Source organism: Pseudomonas sp. NPDC087814 (assembly GCF_044742865.1).
Lineage (GTDB): Bacteria > Pseudomonadota > Gammaproteobacteria > Pseudomonadales > Pseudomonadaceae > Aquipseudomonas.
This window is the reverse complement of record NZ_JBIUVK010000047.1, coordinates 33,488-50,269: the sequence shown is the minus strand read 5'-3', so window position 1 is coordinate 50,269 and position 16,782 is coordinate 33,488. Positions and strand designations below refer to the sequence as shown.

Annotated in this window: 15 protein-coding genes; 3 read left to right on the top strand and 12 right to left on the bottom strand. The window is 60.5% G+C overall.

Going from position 1 to position 16,782, the window contains the following annotated elements:
• Nucleotides 1–131 precede the first annotated feature (131 nt).
• Nucleotides 132–1,157 carry a tRNA (adenosine(37)-N6)-threonylcarbamoyltransferase complex transferase subunit TsaD gene (gene tsaD / locus ACIOMR_RS25280; RefSeq protein ID WP_177035239.1) on the top strand — a complete coding sequence of 342 codons (1,026 nt, stop codon included), beginning with the start codon at nucleotides 132–134 and terminating at the stop codon, nucleotides 1,155–1,157.
• A gap of 33 nt (nucleotides 1,158–1,190) precedes the next feature.
• On the opposite strand, the gene plsY is transcribed toward tsaD, so the two are convergent.
• A complete protein-coding gene (plsY, locus tag ACIOMR_RS25275) occupies nucleotides 1,191–1,760 on the bottom strand; it encodes a glycerol-3-phosphate 1-O-acyltransferase PlsY (protein ID WP_087694725.1) in 570 nt (189 codons plus the stop codon).
• 74 nt (nucleotides 1,761–1,834) lie between these two features.
• Here plsY and folB point away from each other — a divergent pair, with 74 nt between their 5' ends.
• On the top strand, nucleotides 1,835–2,188 hold the full coding sequence (gene folB / locus ACIOMR_RS25270) for a dihydroneopterin aldolase (protein ID WP_177008799.1): 354 nt from the start codon (nucleotides 1,835–1,837) through the stop codon (nucleotides 2,186–2,188).
• Entirely contained in the window at nucleotides 2,179–2,697 is a 519-nt protein-coding gene (folK, locus tag ACIOMR_RS25265; RefSeq protein WP_003211005.1) for a 2-amino-4-hydroxy-6-hydroxymethyldihydropteridine diphosphokinase, read from the top strand. Before folB ends, folK begins: the two co-directional genes overlap by 10 nt.
• Here folK and ACIOMR_RS25260 read toward each other — a convergent pair.
• The 11 genes from ACIOMR_RS25260 to ACIOMR_RS25210 all read right to left on the bottom strand — a co-directional run bounded on the left by ACIOMR_RS25260 (nucleotide 2,667) and on the right by ACIOMR_RS25210 (nucleotide 16,773).
• A complete protein-coding gene (locus ACIOMR_RS25260) occupies nucleotides 2,667–3,902 on the bottom strand; it encodes a multifunctional CCA addition/repair protein (RefSeq protein WP_401196999.1) in 1,236 nt (411 codons plus the stop codon). The two genes, folK and ACIOMR_RS25260, sit on opposite strands and share 31 nt — an antisense overlap.
• Before the next feature lie 63 nt (nucleotides 3,903–3,965).
• On the bottom strand, nucleotides 3,966–5,528 hold the full coding sequence (locus ACIOMR_RS25255; RefSeq protein WP_102370017.1) for a SpoVR family protein: 1,563 nt from the start codon (nucleotides 5,526–5,528) through the stop codon (nucleotides 3,966–3,968).
• Complete coding sequence (locus ACIOMR_RS25250) at nucleotides 5,525–6,796, bottom strand: YeaH/YhbH family protein (protein WP_003211000.1); 1,272 nt, start codon at nucleotides 6,794–6,796, stop codon at nucleotides 5,525–5,527. Before ACIOMR_RS25250 ends, ACIOMR_RS25255 begins: the two co-directional genes overlap by 4 nt.
• A gap of 126 nt (nucleotides 6,797–6,922) precedes the next feature.
• Nucleotides 6,923–8,845 (bottom strand): PrkA family serine protein kinase, encoded by a 1,923-nt coding sequence (locus tag ACIOMR_RS25245; RefSeq protein ID WP_003210999.1) that lies wholly within the window; start codon nucleotides 8,843–8,845, stop codon nucleotides 6,923–6,925.
• Between the two features lie 285 nt (nucleotides 8,846–9,130).
• On the bottom strand, nucleotides 9,131–9,460 hold the full coding sequence (glpE, locus tag ACIOMR_RS25240; RefSeq protein WP_008434417.1) for a thiosulfate sulfurtransferase GlpE: 330 nt from the start codon (nucleotides 9,458–9,460) through the stop codon (nucleotides 9,131–9,133).
• Between the two features lie 33 nt (nucleotides 9,461–9,493).
• A complete protein-coding gene (locus tag ACIOMR_RS25235; RefSeq protein WP_003210997.1) occupies nucleotides 9,494–10,345 on the bottom strand; it encodes a symmetrical bis(5'-nucleosyl)-tetraphosphatase in 852 nt (283 codons plus the stop codon).
• Complete coding sequence (apaG, locus tag ACIOMR_RS25230; RefSeq protein ID WP_003210996.1) at nucleotides 10,345–10,725, bottom strand: Co2+/Mg2+ efflux protein ApaG; 381 nt, start codon at nucleotides 10,723–10,725, stop codon at nucleotides 10,345–10,347. Before apaG ends, ACIOMR_RS25235 begins: the two co-directional genes overlap by 1 nt.
• A 124-nt stretch (nucleotides 10,726–10,849) precedes the next feature.
• Nucleotides 10,850–11,662, bottom strand: coding sequence for a 16S rRNA (adenine(1518)-N(6)/adenine(1519)-N(6))-dimethyltransferase RsmA (rsmA, locus tag ACIOMR_RS25225; RefSeq protein WP_003210994.1), 813 nt, complete (start codon nucleotides 11,660–11,662; stop codon nucleotides 10,850–10,852).
• Complete coding sequence (gene pdxA, locus ACIOMR_RS25220) at nucleotides 11,659–12,648, bottom strand: 4-hydroxythreonine-4-phosphate dehydrogenase PdxA (RefSeq protein WP_003210992.1); 990 nt, start codon at nucleotides 12,646–12,648, stop codon at nucleotides 11,659–11,661. The genes rsmA and pdxA overlap by 4 nt, the downstream gene beginning before the upstream one ends.
• Complete coding sequence (locus ACIOMR_RS25215; RefSeq protein ID WP_003210991.1) at nucleotides 12,645–13,982, bottom strand: peptidylprolyl isomerase; 1,338 nt, start codon at nucleotides 13,980–13,982, stop codon at nucleotides 12,645–12,647. The genes pdxA and ACIOMR_RS25215 overlap by 4 nt, the downstream gene beginning before the upstream one ends.
• Nucleotides 13,963–16,773, bottom strand: coding sequence for an LPS-assembly protein LptD (locus tag ACIOMR_RS25210; RefSeq protein ID WP_087694723.1), 2,811 nt, complete (start codon nucleotides 16,771–16,773; stop codon nucleotides 13,963–13,965). The genes ACIOMR_RS25215 and ACIOMR_RS25210 overlap by 20 nt, the downstream gene beginning before the upstream one ends.
• Nucleotides 16,774–16,782 lie beyond the last annotated feature (9 nt).

Below are 16,782 nucleotides of genomic sequence, written 5' to 3'. Positions count from 1 at the left end.
TTATAAGGGTTGCGGATGTTAACCCCTCATTGCCCGGAAAGCAAAGCCTCTGATCGAAAACCGCTAGTCGGGAGGGGGAGTGGCGACTATTATGCGCGCCTTCGAATTCAGCCTCTACAAGGCGCAAACCCATGCTAGTTCTGGGATTAGAAACCTCGTGCGACGAAACCGGTGTCGCACTTTACGACAGTGAACGCGGGCTTTTGGCCGACGCACTGTTCAGTCAGATCGACCTGCATCGCGCCTATGGCGGCGTGGTGCCGGAGCTGGCCAGCCGTGATCATGTGAAACGCATGCTGCCATTGATTCGCCAGGTGCTGGACGAGGCCGGCTGCGTGCCGACCGAGATCGACGCCATTGCCTATACCGCAGGCCCCGGATTGGTCGGAGCCCTGCTGGTTGGGGCCTCTTGCGCCCAGGCGCTGGCATTTGCCTGGGGCATTCCGGCCCTTGGTGTGCACCACATGGAAGGCCATTTACTGGCACCGATGCTGGAAGAAAACCCGCCAGCGTTCCCGTTCGTCGCTTTGTTGGTTTCAGGTGGCCATACGCAGCTGGTTCAGGTCGACGGAATCGGTCAATACACGCTTCTGGGGGAAAGCCTGGACGACGCTGCCGGTGAAGCGTTCGACAAGACCGCGAAGATGATGGGCCTCAATTATCCCGGCGGTCCGGAAATTGCGCGGCTGGCGGAAAAAGGCGTGGCAGGGCGCTACACCTTCCCGCGCCCGATGTGCGATCGCCCTGGCCTGATGTTCAGCTTCAGCGGCTTGAAAACCTCTGCCCTGAACACCTGGCAGCAGAGCGTCAGCGCCGGAGACGACAGTGAGCAAGCCCGTTGCGACATCTCGCTGGCGTTCCAGCAGGCCGTGGTGGAGACTTTGACCATCAAGTGCAAGCGGGCCCTGAAACAGGCGGGCATGAAGCGCCTGGTGATCGCGGGCGGCGTCAGCGCGAACAAGGCGCTGCGCAGCTCCCTGGAGAAAATGCTCGGCGACATGAAGGGCGACGTGTTTTATGCGCGTCCCGAATTCTGCACCGACAACGGTGCGATGATCGCCTATGCCGGTTGCCAGCGTTTGCAGGCCGGGCAGCATGAAAGCCTGGCAATCAGCGTGCAGGCGCGCTGGCCGATGGAGCAGTTGCCGCCGCTGTAACGGGCGAACGTGAGCCGGGTTCACCGGGCGTATTTAAAAATGCCGTTCGCGCCCGGCAAACAGGTCGCGTAAATTGCCCCGGTGGCGCCAGACGATCAGCAGCGTGAGCACGCTCATCGGCACCAGCGCCTCCGGTTCCTGCCACGCCAGCAACGGCAGGGTCAGGGGCGTGGCGATGAGGGCGGCCAGCGAGCTGGTGCGTGTCAGGTAGAACGTCAGCAGCCAGGCCAGGATGGCCAGCAGCGCCGCCGGTGGGTAGATCCCCAGCAGCATGCCGGCCGCCGTCGCAACGCCTTTGCCGCCGCGAAAGCGAAAGTACAGCGGGAACAGGTGGCCGAGCACCGCGCAGACGCCGATCCAGGCTTGCTGTTGCAGCGAGAGCCCGGCGAGATCGGCGATCAGCACCGGCAGCAGGCCCTTGCAGACGTCGCCGAACAGCGTGAGTACGGCGAGTTTTTTGCCGGCCAGGCGCAACATATTGGTGGCGCCGGCATTGCCTGAGCCACTCATTCGCGGGTCGGGATTTCCCGTCAGGCGGCTGAGCAAAATGGCGAAGGACAGCGAGCCGAGCAGGTAGGCGAAAGTCGCCAGTAACCAAAACATGCTAACTATTCCGGGCGAGGACGCCCTGATTCTAACGGGGCATCGCGCCCTTGTCGTGCAGCGGAGAAGAGTGCTTGGACAGAGTGTTTATCGAAGGTCTGGAAGTCGACACCGTGATCGGGGCCTACGACTGGGAGCGCGGTATCCGGCAATGCCTGCGTCTGGACCTGAGCTTCGCCTGGGATAACCGCCCGGCCGCTGCCGGTGATGACCTGACTTTGGCGCTGGATTACGCCAGCGTGTCCGCGCGGATCCAGGCCTTTGCCGAGCAGACGCAGTTCCAGCTGGTGGAAACCTTCGCCGAGCGCCTTGCTGAAGTGTTGATGAGTGAGTTCCAGATTCCCTGGCTGCACCTCAAACTGACCAAGCCCGGCGCCGTACCGGCCGCGAAGGGTGTGGGCGTGGAGATCGAGCGCGGATGTCGCTAACTCAGGTTTACCTTGGTCTTGGCAGTAATATCGAGCGTGAGGCCCATTTGCACGCTGGCCTTGATGCGCTGGCGGGTTTCCTGACGCAGATGCGCTGTTCGCCGGTGTTTGAAAGCCAGCCTGTGGGCATAAAGAGCGGGCCATTCTTCAATCTGGTGGTGTCGGCGTATACCGACCTGCCGTTGATGGAACTGGACCGCCGGCTGAAATTCATCGAGGCCGACAATGGCCGCTACGCCCCGGATCGCAAGGGCTTGCCGCTGGACATCGACGTGCTGCTGTATGGCGAGCTGGTGGGTAACTTCGATGGCCTGATCCTGCCCCGGGCCGAAATCCTGAAGAACGCGTTTGTGCTGTGGCCGCTGTCGTTGATGGCGCCGCAGCGTGTGCATCCTGAGGTGGGCAAGTCATTTGCCGCGCTGTGGCAGGATGCACACATTGACCAGGTACTGGCGCCGGTCGCGTTCGAATGGCGGGATCAGCCGTTGACGCCGGACTCGCTCTTGTAGGCTTTTAGCGCCTTGAGCCGTTCGCGTTTCAGCGCTTCGCCCAGTTCGGGACCTTTGTAGCCTTGTTCCAGTAGCGGTGCGACGGCCACACCTCTGGCCGCCAGCGCCGCACCGCGCAAATAATCTGCTTGTGGATAACTTCTCTGCTCAAGGCCCTTGCGCCCGCGGGCGTCCATCTCGCATGCCACCACAAACTCTTCAAAGCGTTGCGGGCGACGGTAAACGTCGAAGCTTTGCAGCAACTCCAGCAATGTCGAGGGCCTCAGCTCCAGTGCGCGGTGGCCGTGGGTGTGATATTCGCCCACCAGCAACGCCAACTCCTGGGAATCCCTTGGCACCTTGAAGCGTTCGTTCATCGCCTTGATCAGCTTCACGCCGCGTTGCTCATGAGCGATGTGCTGCGGCAACTTATCCACAGGCGTGAGCCCCTTGCCCAGATCGTGCAGCAGGCAGGCCCAGCGGACGGTCAACGGTTGGGCATGGATGGCTGCCTGTTCCAGCACGCTCAATGTGTGCACGCCGGTATCGATTTCGGGGTGATGGGCCTCGGGTTGCGGCACGCCAAACAGTGCGTCGATTTCCGGCATCAGGGTTTTCAGGGCGCCGCAATCGCGCAGCACCTGGATAAACACCTGTGGCTGGTTTTCCATCAATGCGCGGGAAATCTCCTTCCAGCTGCGTTCGGGCGTCAAGGCTTCCAGTTCGCCCGACTCGCTGAGTTCGCGCATCAGTTCCAGGGTTTCGGGCGCTACCGTAAAGCCGAGGCCGGCATAGCGCGCGGCAAAGCGGGCAACGCGCAGGACACGCAGTGGATCTTCGGCAAACGCCGGGGAAACGTGACGCAGAATGCGTGCGTCCAGATCCTGCTGGCCGTGATAAGGGTCGGTCAGGTTGCCCGCGTCATCCTCGGCCATGGCGTTGATGGTCAGGTCGCGGCGGATCAGGTCTTCTTCCAGGGTAACTTCGGGGCTGGCGTGAAACACAAAGCCGCCATAACCCCGGCCGCTCTTGCGCTCCGTGCGGGCGAGGGCGTACTCGTCACCATTTTTCGGGTCAAGAAATACCGGGAAGTCCGAACCCACAGGCTTGTAGCCCAGGGCGAGCATTTCTTCAGTGGTAGCGCCGACTACGACACGGTCGATATCGGTAACGGGGATGCCCAGCAGGCGATCACGTACCGCACCACCGACTTTGTAGATTTGCATGAAAAAGCCTCCATTAGCGGCACAGGATAACGCCTGCGGCCCGCCAATGGAGGCTTTGCCGTTTCACAGATGCACGACTGCCAGGTCCAGGCGGCCGTAATCGTTGTCGCTGTGCTCGTTACGCGGCGGAACGTGGTGGGTTTTCATCACCTGGTCGCCTTGCAGCGTCTCCAGGTGGATATCGAACCCCCACAGCCGGTGCAGGTGCTTGAGAACCTCCTCAGTGGACTCTCCCAGCGGTTTGCGGTCGTGCTGCTGGTGGCGCAGGGTCAGCGAGCGATCGCCGCGTACGTCGATGCTGTAGATCTGCACATTGGGTTCGCGGTTGCCCAGGTTGTACTGCGCCGCGAGGGTTTCGCGGATGGTGCGATAGCCCGGCTCGTCATGAATGGCGGGCACCAGCAAATCGTCCTTGAGGTCGTCGTCCATGATGCTGAACAGCTTGAGGTCTCGAATCACCTGGGGGGACAGGTACTGCAGGATGAAGCTCTCATCCTTGAAGCTGCTCATGGCGAACTTGATGGTCGACAACCAATCGCTGCCGGCAATCTCCGGGAACCAGCGGCGGTCTTCTTCGGTGGGGTGCTCGCACATGCGCCGGATATCGCGGTACATCGCAAAGCCCAATGCATACGGGTTGATACCGCTGTAGTAGGGGCTGTCGAAGCCCGGCTGGAAGACCACGCTGGTGTGGGACGTCAGGAACTCCATCATGAAACCGTCGGTGACCAGGCCTTCGTCATACAGGTCGTTCATCAGGGTGTAGTGCCAGAACGTGGCCCAGCCTTCGTTCATCACCTGGGTCTGGCGTTGTGGGTAGAAATACTGGGCGATCTTGCGCACGATCCGCACGATTTCCCGCTGCCAGGGCTCCAGCAATGGCGCGTGCTTTTCGATGAAATACAGGATGTTTTCCTGAGGTTCGGCGGGGAAGCGCGCATTGTCCTTGTCGTTGTTCTTGCCGGCGCGTTTGGGAATGGTGCGCCACAGGTCGTTGATCTGCTTTTGCAGATGCTCTTCACGGTCCTTCTGGCGCAGCCGTTCTTCTTCGGCGGAAATCGGATACGGGCGTTTGTAGCGGTCGACGCCGTAGTTCATCAGGGCATGGCAGGAGTCCAGCAGGTCTTCCACCGCATCGATGCCGTGGCGCTCCTCGCACTGCATGATGTACTGCTTGGCGAATACCAGGTAATCGATGATCGAGCTGGCATCGGTCCAGGTGCGGAACAGGTAGTTACCCTTGAAGAAGCTGTTATGCCCGTAGCACGCGTGGGCCACCACCAGCGCCTGCATGCAGATGGTGTTTTCTTCCATCAGGTAGGCGATGCACGGGTCGGAGTTGATGACGATTTCGTAGGCCAGGCCCATCTGGCCGCGGGTGTAGGACTTTTCAGTGCTGAGGAAGTGTTTGCCGTAGGACCAGTGGTGATAGCCCAGGGGCATGCCCACGGACGCATAGGCATCCATCATCTGTTCGGCGGTGATCACTTCGATCTGGTTGGGGTAGGTATCCAGGGCATAACCCGCCGCGATGCGGCTGATTTCCCGGTCATAGGCCTGGATGAGTTCGAAGGTCCATTCGGACCCCGTGGATATGGGTTGGCGCTTATGCTCTTTGGCGGTCATGTCACTAACCTGCGCTGGAAGAGTTCACGGAAGACCGGATAGATATCGCCGGCCGAGACCAATTGTTGCTGGGCGAAGGTGTCAGCGAAGGCTTCGCTGATGCGCTCGTATTCGAACCACAGGGCCTGATGCTCGCGCGGGGTGATTTCGACGTAGGTGTAGTACTGCACGAACGGCATGATCTGGTTGATCAGGATGTCGCGGCAGATCGGCGAGTCGTCGTTCCAGTTGTCGCCGTCGGAAGCCTGGGCGGCGTAGATGTTCCACTCGTTGGCCGGATAGCGTTCGGCCATGATTTCCTGCATCAGCTTCAAGGCGCTGGAAACGATGGTGCCGCCGGTTTCCCGCGAGTAGAAGAATTCCTCCTCGTCGACTTCCCTGGCGCTGGTGTGATGGCGGATGAACACCACATCGATCTTGTCGTAGTTACGCTTGAGAAACAGGTACAGCAGGATGAAGAAGCGCTTGGCGATGTCCTTGGTCGCCTGGGTCATGGAGCCGGACACGTCCATCAGGCAGAACATCACAGCCTTGGAACTGGGATTGGGTTGCTTGACCAGCAGGTTGTACTTCAGGTCGAAGGTGTCGAGAAACGGCACGCGATGGATTCGCGCGCTGAGTTTGGCGATTTCGGCTTCAATTTCCTGGATATCGCCGAAGTTGTCCGGCTCTTCGCGTTTCAGGCGTTCCAGTTCCGCCTTGGCATCCCGCAGTTTTGCCCGGCTGCTGCCAGACAAGGCGATACGTCGCGCATGGGCCGAGCGCAGGGTGCGGATGATGTTGATCCGCGACGGATTGCCTTCGTTGCTGATCCCGGCGCGCACGGTCTTGAAAGTGTCGGTACCGGTCAGGTTGCGTTTGACCAGGTTGGGCAGTTCCAGGTCTTCGAACATGAACTCCAGGAACTCTTCCTGGGTGATCTGGAACACGAACTCATCCATGCCTTCGCCGGAGTTACCGGCCTTGCCCGGGCCTTTGCCGCCCGCGCCGCCCTGGGGCCGCTGGATATGTTCGCCGCTGGTGAATTCCTTGTTGCCGGGATGCACGACGGTCTGTTTGCCGCCCCGGCCGTGGTGCAGCACCGGTTCATCGATGTCGCGTCCGGGGATGCTGATCTGTTCGCCATGCTCCATATCGGTGATGGAACGGCGGCTGACGGCCTCTTCGACGGCCTTTTTGATGTGGTCACGGTAACGCCGCAGGAACCGCTGGCGGTTTACCGTGCTCTTGTTCTTGCCATTGAGACGTCGGTCGATCACATAGCTCATGTAGGAGCCCTCCGGGCAGCTTCAAGTTACAAGCTTCAAGCGGCAAGCTGGAAGCTTAAAGACAAGCGGTCGATTGCCAGGCTGACCGGCGCACCGGGAGCCTGGCATTGCACGCTTGTCGCTGCCTTACTGCGATTTGCGGACCCGCAAGTACCACTCGGAGAGCAGTCGTACCTGTTTGTCGGTGTAGCCACGCTCGACCATGCGAGTGACGAAGTCGTTGTGTTTTTGCTGATCCTCCTTGCTGGCCTTGGCGTTGAAGCTGATGACCGGCAGCAGATCCTCGGTGTTGGAGAACATTTTCTTCTCGATGACCACCCGCAGCTTCTCGTAGCTGAGCCAGGTTGGGTTCTTGCCGTTGTTGTTGGCCCGGGCGCGCAGCACGAAGTTGACGATTTCGTTGCGGAAATCCTTCGGATTGCTGATGCCGGCGGGTTTTTCGATCTTTTCCAGTTCCTCGTTGAGGGCTACGCGGTTGAGAATCTCGCCGGTTTCCGGGTCGCGGTATTCCTGGTCCTGGATCCAGAAGTCTGCGTACAGCACATAGCGGTCGAAGATGTTCTGGCCGTATTCGCTGTAGGACTCAAGGTACGCGGTCTGGATTTCCTTGCCGATGAACTCGATGTAGCGCGGTGCCAGGTATTCCTTGAGGAAGCGCAGATAGCGCTCGCGGGTTTCAGCCTGGAATTGTTCCTGTTCGATCTGCTGTTCGAGCACGTAGAGCAGGTGCACCGGGTTGGCGGCGATTTCGTGCGGGTCGAAGTTGAAGACCTTGGACAGGATCTTGAACGCAAAGCGTGTCGACAGGCCGTTCATGCCCTCATCCACGCCGGCAGTGTCGCGGTATTCCTGGATCGACTTGGCCTTCGGATCGGTGTCCTTGAGGTTTTCGCCGTCATACACCCGCATCTTCGAGTAGATGTTGGAGTTTTCCGGCTCTTTGAGGCGCGACAACACGGTGAACTGGGCCAGCATCTTCAGGGTGTCAGGCGCGCAATGAGCCTTGGCCAGGGAACTGTTGAACAGCAGCTTGTCGTAAATCTTGATTTCATCGCTGACCCGCAGGCAGTACGGCACCTTGACGATATAGATCCGGTCGATGAAGGCTTCGTTGTTCTTGTTGTTGCGGAAGGTGTGCCATTCCGATTCGTTGGAGTGGGCCAGCAGGATCCCGGTGAATGGAATCGCCCCCAGGCCTTCGGTGCTGTTGTAGTTACCTTCCTGTGTCGCGGTGAGCAGTGGGTGCAGCACCTTGATCGGTGCCTTGAACATCTCCACGAACTCCATCAGACCCTGGTTGGCCCGGCACAGTGCGCCCGAATAGCTGTAGGCATCGGCGTCGTTCTGCGGGAATTCTTCGAGTTTGCGGATATCGACCTTGCCCACCAGTGCCGAGATGTCCTGGTTGTTCTCGTCACCCGGTTCGGTCTTGGCCACGGCAATCTGGTTGAGGATCGAGGGATAGAGCTTCACCACCCGGAACTGGCTGATGTCGCCGCCGAACTCGGCCAGGCGCTTGGTCGCCCAGGGCGACATGATGGTATTGAGATAGCGCCGTGGAATGCCGAAGTCTTCTTCGAGGATCGCGCCATCTTCCGTGGCGTTGAACAGCCCCAGGGGCGACTCGAACACCGGTGAGCCCTTGATGGCGTAGAACGGCACCTTCTCGATCAGTTGTTTGAGTTTTTCGGCCAGGGACGACTTGCCGCCGCCGACGGGGCCGAGCAGGTAGAGGATCTGTTTCTTCTCTTCCAGGCCTTGGGCGGCATGGCGGAAATACGAGACGATCTGGTCAATGCATTCTTCCATACCGTGGAAGTCTTCAAAGGCCGGGTAGCGACGGATCACCTTGTTCGAGAAAATCCGCGACAAGCGCGAATTGGCTGCGGTGTCCACCAGCTCCGGCTCGCCGATCGCCAACAGCAGGCGTTCAGCGGCAGACGCGTAGGCGCTGCGGTCCTTTTTGCACAGTTCGAGATACTCCTGAAGCGAGAGCTCTTCCTGGCGGGTGGACTCGAAGCGTTGTTGGAAGTGGCTAAAAATACTCATGACGTCGTCACCTCGCTCGATACGTGGAGCCGACGCCGGATCAATCAGTCGATGCTGGCAGTCATTGGTGGACACCAATGGCCGTTTTCCCCCCAGAACACCCTGAAACGCTACCGATGACCCGCACGCCGGTGTACCGGCTCTCCCCTGTTTTGGATGGCCTGCGCTTAAGGATAGTTCGGAATCGGGGAGGTCAAGGCGCGATACGAAATTAGTTTGGCCGCGCCGTTCGTCAGAAACGGCGCGAGGCCAAGCGTCACGCGGGATAGCGGGGTTTGAAAAAAATTATTGCGCGTCGCCTGCGGCAATTTCTGCAGGATAGGTCGCACGCCATAGCTCAAAGCCACCGTCGAGGCTATAGACGTCGGAGAAGCCCTGGCTCACCAGGTAGGCGGCGGCGCTTTGGCTGGAGTTGCCGTGGTAGCACGCGACGATGACCGGCGCGTCGAGGTCGGCGGCGCGGATGAAGTCGGCGATGTTGTGGTTGTCCAGGTGCTGGGCACCACTGATGTGGGCAGCGTTGTAGGTCGGCTGGTCGCGGATGTCGACAACCACCGCGCCTTGCTCGCGCAGGGCCTGGGCTTGCTCGGGAGGGATACGTTTGAATTCAGTCATGGCGGGCTCCTTTGGCCTGTGTGAAAGCGCGGCTCAGCGCTTTGCCGCGGCCTGCAGTTGTTCGGGAACGGGGGAGTCGCACTGGCAGCTTGAGCGCTCGCCGGTGTCGATGTTCATCAGGGTCATGGCGCCGCCCCATACGCAGCCGGTGTCGAGGGCGAACACGCCAGGTTCATCACACTTGCCTTCCAGGGCTGCCCAGTGGCCGAAGATGATCTTCGTTTCACGGGTCTTGCGCTCCTTGTGGGCGAACCAGGGCTTGTAGCCGGGGAGGGCGGTGTCGGCGCCTTCCTTGCTCTTGAGGTCCAGCTTGCCTTCGGCGGTGCAGAAACGCATGCGGGTGAAGTAGTTGGTGATCACCCGCAGCCGCGCGACGCCGGTCAGTTCGTTGTCCCACTTAACGGGTTCGTTGCCGTACATGCCATCCAGGTAAGCGGTGTACAGGTTGTCATCGGCCAGGGCTGCTTCGACTTCACTCGCGCACTTGAGGGCTTTCTTCAGCGTCCACTGGGGTGGAATGCCGGCATGCACCAAGGCGGTGTCGCGGCTCTCGTCGTAGTGCATGAGTTTTTGCCGGCGCAACCAGTCAAGCAGCTCGGTGCGATCCGGCGCTTCGAGGATTTCCCGCAGGGTATCGCCCTTTTTCAGACGCTCGATGTTATTGCCGGCGGCCAGCAAGTGCAGGTCATGGTTGCCCAGTACGCACACCAGGGAGTCGCGCATGCCATAAAGGAAGCGCAGGGTTTCCAGGGATTGCGGGCCACGGTTGACCAGGTCGCCCACCAGCCACAGGCGATCCTTGGCCGGGTCAAAGGCCACACGCTCGAGCAGGCACTTGAGCGGTTCCAGGCAGCCTTGCAGGTCGCCGACGGCATACGTCGCCATCAGTGCAGGGCTCCAGGCACCGCGAGGCGGAACGGGGCGATGATGGCGTCGAAGTGTTTGCCGTCGTCGGCGAGCATCTGGTAGCTGCCTTGCATGTTGCCGACGCGGGAGGTCATGACAGTGCCGCTGCTGTAGGTGTGGCTCTTGCCTGGGGCGATCAGCGGTTGTTGGCCGACCACGCCGGCGCCGCGTACTTCCTCGACCTGGCCGTCACCGTCGGTGATGACCCAGTGGCGCGACAGCAGCTTGGCAGGCAGCTCGCCGTTGTTTTGCACGGTGATGGTGTAGGCGAACGCAAAGCGGTTCTGCTCGGGTTGCGATTGTTCCGCCAGAAAGCGGGTGACGACGCTGACGTCGATCTGATAACGAGGATCGGACATGCAAGAGGCCTTAAAAGCAAAAGCGGGGGAACAGCGGATGCCGGTCAGTCTAGGCCCGTAGGCGCTGGCTTGCCAGCGATGGCGATCGTGAGTGCGCCATCGCCGGCAAGCCGGCTCCTACTATTTATTCAGCCACTGGCGCAGGCTGAATGGCGAGCTGGTCAGCCAGGCGCACGAAGGCGGCCAGGTCCAACTGCTCGGGGCGCAGGCTGCCGTCGACGCCGGCGGCCTCGATTTCAGCGTTGCTGAGCAAAGCCTTCAGCGTATTGCGCAAGGTCTTGCGGCGCTGGTTGAAGGCTTCGCGCACAACGCGCTCCAGCAACTTGTGATCTTTGGCCGGGTGTGGCAACACCGCGTGAGGCACCAGGCGCACGATGGCGGAGTCGACTTTCGGCGGGGGGTTGAACGCGCCAGGTCCGACGTTGAACAGGTGCTCTACGCGGCAATGGTACTGAACCATGATCGACAGGCGACCCCAGTCACCGCCTCCAGGACCCGCTGCCAGACGCTCGACCACTTCCTTTTGCAGCATGAAGTGCATGTCGCGGATGATGCCGGCGTTGTTCAGCAGGTGAAAAATCAGCGGGGTGGAGATGTTGTACGGCAGGTTGCCGACCACCCGCAGGCTGTTGGGCGCTGCATTGAGGCTGGTGAAGTCGAACTTCAGCGCGTCGCCCTGGTGCAGGTTGAAATTGGGCATGCCGGCGAACTGCTGGTTGAGGATCGGGATCAGGTCCTTGTCCAACTCAACCACGTCCAGCTGGCCGCCGCTTTTCAGCAGGCCTTGGGTCAGGGCGCCCTGGCCCGGGCCGATTTCCAGCAGGCGGTCTTCGGGCTTGGCATGGATGGAACGCAGGATGCGATCGATCACGCCAGCGTCGTGCAGGAAGTTTTGCCCGAAACGCTTGCGCGCCCGGTGTTGGTAATGCTCGGTCATATACGGGTCTCGGCCATCTGATAGGCGGTTTCCAGGGCCACGTGCAGGCTGCCGGTATCGATCTTGCCGCTGCCTGCGAGGTCCAGGGCGGTGCCATGGTCGACGGAGGTGCGGATGATCGGCAGGCCCAGTGTCACGTTGACCGCGGCGCCGAAGCCTTTGTACTTCAGCACGGGCAGGCCCTGGTCATGGTACATCGCCAGCACTGCGTCGCAGTGCTCCAGATATTTGGGGGTAAACAGAGTGTCGGCAGGCAATGGGCCGCGCAGGTCCATGCCTTCAAGGCGCAGACGCTCCAGGGTTGGTTCGATGATGTCGATTTCTTCATGGCCCAGGTGACCACCTTCACCGGCGTGGGGGTTGAGCCCACAGACCAGGATGCGTGGTTGGGCGATGCCGAATTTCTGTTGCAGGTCGGCGTGCAGGATGCGTGTCACACGCTCCAGTCGCTCGGGGGTAATGGCGTCGGCAATTTCGCGCAGGGGCAGGTGAGTGGTCACCAGCGCCACCCGCAGGTCGCCCGTTGCCAGCATCATCACCACTTGTTCGGTATGGGTCAGCTCAGCGAGGAATTCGGTATGCCCGGAAAAGGCGATGCCTGATTCGTTGATCACGCCCTTGTGTACCGGGGCGGTGATCATCCCGGCAAAATCCCCGTCGATGCAGCCCTGGCCGGCACGGGTCAGGGTTTCCAGGACGAAGGCAGCGTTGGCCTTGTCCAGTTGCCCGGCCACGACCTTGGTCGCCAGCGGGGTATCCCATACGTACAGGCTGTTGGCCGGTGCCGGCAGATCAGGCCAGTTGCCCGGGCCCACCGGCAGCAGATCGACAACCACACCCAACTGCGCGGCCCGCTCAATGAGCAGGTCGCGGCTGGTAATGGCAATCAGGGGGTGTGGCTGGGGGTGCGAGGCGAGCAGCAGGCACAGGTCAGGACCAATGCCGGCCGGCTCGCCGGGTGTCAGTGCGAAACGCTTGGGTGTCACTGGGCTGCCTGGTCGGTGCCTGTTTGGTCGGCACCAGGAAGCTTGTTCTCTACGTAGGCTTCGTCACGGATCTGACGCAACCAGGTTTGCAGCTCTTCGTCGTATTTGCGGTTACGCAGTACGGTCAGGGCTTGCTGCTCGCGGGCCTGGGTGGTGTTGTCAGTGGCGCGACGGCCAAGGACTTCCAGCACATGCCAGCCGTATTGGGTCTTGAACGGCTTGGACAGAACGCCTTGCGGGGTCTTGGCCATGACGTCCTGGAACTCTGGAACCAGTGCCTTCGGATCGATCCAGTTCAGATCGCCGCCGTTAAGCGCCGAACCCGGGTCTTCGGAATAGCTCTTCGCCAATTCGCCGAAGTCTTCGCCCGCTTCGATGCGGTCATAGAGCTTCTGGGCCAGTTCCTTGGTTTGGGCTTCGGTACGGATCTCGCTTGGCTTGACCAGGATGTGACGAACGTGAACTTCGTCCTTCATCTGCGCTTCTTCGCCACCGCGCTTGCCGAGCAACTTGAGGATGATGAAACCGCCAGGCGTACGGGCAGGCTGGGTGATGCCACCGACTTCCATGGCACTCAGCTCGCGGTCGAACGGTGGTGGCAGTTGCGCGGCTTTACGCCAGCCCATGTCACCGCCTTCGAGGGCGTTGTCGCTGCCGGACTGGGCAATGGCCATCTGGGCAAAGTCGGCACCTTGCTTGAGACGGTCATAGATAGCCTGGGTTTTCGCTGCGGCAGCATTGAGCTGTTCAGCGTTGGCGCTGTCTGGCGTAGGCACCAGGATGTTCGCCAGGTGCAGTTCTTCGGAAAGCTGCATCTTGCCAAGGTCGGAGGCGAGGAAGTTCTTCACTTCCTGCTCGGACACCTGAATCCGTTCGGCCACGCGACGCTGACGTACACGGCTGATGATCATTTCCCGGCGAATCTGGTCACGGGCGTCCTCATAGGACAGGCCGTCGTGAGCCAGGGCCGCGCGGAACTGATCAACACTCATGTTGTTGCGCTGGGCGATGGTGCCGACAGCCTGGTTCAATTCTTCGTCGCTGATACGGATACCGGAGCGATCGCCGATCTGCAGTTGCAGGTTTTCAACGATCAGGCGTTCAAGCACCTGCTGGTCCAGCACGCTGGTCGGTGGTACGCCGCCGCCACGCTTGGCGATGGTTTGCTGAACTTCCTTGACCCGTTGGTCCAGTTGGCTCTGCATGATCACGTCGTTATCGACGATGGCCACTACCTTGTCCAGCGGTTGAACCGCAGCGTGAGCTGCGGCGGTACCCAGGAACAGCGCGCCCAGCATCAGCGGGCGCAGACAATCAGAAAGCTTGGTCTTCACGTTCACGATAACCTTCAATGCCTTTGTCGAGGAAGCTCTCTACCTTGGCGCCGGTCAGGCCGCCGAGTCCTTTGAGGACAACTTGGAAGAAGAGCCCGTGGTCACCCTTTTCGTTCAGCGGGGCGATCTGGCTGTATTCGTCGTTGGAAACCCAGTAACGGTTGATGACGCGCAGTTTCCAGCAGCAGTTGTCGTACTCGAAACCACCGAAGGCCTCCAGGGTACGGTTGCGGGCATAGTCATACTGCCAGCGGGTGATCAGGTTCCACTGCGGAACGATCGGCCACATCATCGAGAAGTCGTGTTGCTGGATTTTGTAGTAATCCTTCACGAAGTTCGGGTCGCCTGGCTGCCCGTAGTCGCCACCAAACTGCCATTTGCCGGTCAGCTGGTTGTACACCACCTGGTCGTTGCGATAGCGGTAGCCGACGTTGATAACCTTGTTCGGGTTGTCTTCCGGCTGATAGTGGAACATCGCGCTGCCGGAGCGTGGGCTGTGGCTTTCCGGGTCCCAGTTGTAATCGGCAGTGGCGCGCCAGTCACGGTTGAAGCGGAACTCGTAGTCCAGGGCGATTGGCGAAACATCAGACTGTGCGTCCGCACGGTCCGCGGCCAGGATGCCCGGCAGTTGAACTTCGCGGTTCTTGAAGTACACGGCCTCGCCGATGCTGACGCGTTGGCGTTCGAAGCCGTTTTCTTCGATCCAGCGGCTGGTCACGCCCAGGGACAGTTTGTTCTCGTCGCCGATGCGGTCAGTACCGCTGAAGCGGTTGTCACGGAACAGCGACGCGTAGCTGAACGAGTACTCACCGCTGTCGAATACCGGGATATCGCCCTGGTCCTTGTTCGGTACATACAGGTAGTACGCACGAGGCTCCAGAGTTTGACGGTAGTCTTTGCCGAACAAGTTGGTGTTGCGGTCGAAGTACAGGCCGCTGTCGATGCTGGCAATCGGAATTGCACGGTCTTGCGAGCTTTTGAAGGTGCCACCGGCATAAGGGTTGGCTGCAGTTGACGCGGCTTGCGCTGCGATAATCTGGTTTTTGCCGATGCTGTCCAAATCAAGATCGTACTTGGTATAGACGTACTTCAACTTTGGCGTAATAAAACCGTAGGTCCAGTTCATCGGGTAGTCGACTGCCGGCGCAACGTTCAGGCGAGTACCGTTTGCACGGGTCAGGCCGGTTACGTAGGTGTCGAGCCGCGGCGATACGAGCCCGTTTTCATCCGTGAAGCTTCCGTTCTCCAAGTCCCGATCAAAGCGTACGGCTTCGGTCTCGTAGGTGAAGTTCACCCCGCCTGGATGGTACGGCAGCGTGCCGTTGAAGGTGATCTGTGGCAAGCGGTCATACGGCGTGATCTGGGAGATCGTTGCCAGCTGGTACGCCTGCAGGTTCAGCTTCGCCTGGAAGGTATCACCGCGGTAGGTCACCGAACCTTGCTGGTTCACGTAGTCCTGGCTCTTGATCCCTTCCTGATAGGACTTCAGATCCTGGAAGTAATAAGGGTCGCTGATGTTGGTGTAGTCGACCTGGGTCAGTACACGCGAGTCCAGCCCGCCCTTGTGCTGCCAGTTGATCATGTAGCGATCTTTTTCGTAGTCGGTCTGGCCTTTACGCTCGCTGCTGTCGTCGTTCAGGTACGCGCCGCCGAACTGGCCTTCGCTGGACTTGGTGAGGTAGCGGAATTCGCCTTCCATCAACAGGCCGCGCTTGGTCATGTATTGCGGGTACAACGTGGCGTCGTAGTTTGGCGCCAGGTTGAAGTAGTACGGCGTAACCAACGTGAAGCCGGTCTCGCCACCGGTGCTGAAGCTCGGCGGCAGGAAGCCGGATTGACGACGGTTGTCGATCGGGAAATAGATATACGGGGTGTAAAGGATCGGAATGTCCTTGACCCGCAACGTCACGTTGGTCGCGGTACCGAAACCGGTGGCCGGGTTGAGCGTGATGTTGTTGCCCTTGAGCTGCCAGGCGTTGCTGTTCGGCTCGCAGGTGGTGTACGTACCGTCCTTGAGACGGATGATCGCGTTCTCGGCACGCTTGGCGTACAGGGCGTTACCGCGGATGCGCGATTTGTGCATCACGTATTCGGCGTTGTCGACCTTGGCGGCGCCGGTGTCCAGCTGGACTTCAGCGTGGTCGCCCACCAGCAGGGCACCGTTGTCGCGCAGACGGACGTTGCCGTTCAGCTCGCCACGGTTCTCGGCCTGGTACAGGTTGGCCTCGTCGGCCTCGACCTGCATGCTGCCCTGGCGCATGACGACGTCACCGGCCAGGGAAGCAACTTGTTGTTCCTGCTCGTAACGAGAGACCTTGGCGCCGATGAAGGTCGGCGCGTCGCTCTTGTTCGTCTTGTCGTTCATGCCAGGACGGATCGGCTCGATGTACGCGCCGGAGCAGTACGGGCCGGTTTCGGCCAGTTGTGCGGCGGTGAGCTTCTCGCGAGGGACCCAGTCCAGGTGGCTGTAGTCGGCGCTGCGCGAACGCAGGCCGCGGCCCTTGGCTTCGGTGACCAGAGCGGTCTGCGGCACGGCCTCGGCGGCGCCGCCGGACTCGCCTTGCGGCGTGCCACTGGCAGAGCTGACGGCACTGCCGTCATGCACCGGGCGCGGTGGCAGCGGGGCTGCGGCCGTTTTCGGCGCGCAATCCCAGGCACCCGAAGCAGAGACTGAGCAGTCATACTGTTCCGCGGCGACCACGAATGAGGTGGCGAAAGGTTGCATGGCCAGCAGACTGCCGGTTACCAGCAACGGAAATTTTCTACGAAACGCGGGGGATTTCAATGCCATCTTATTAGT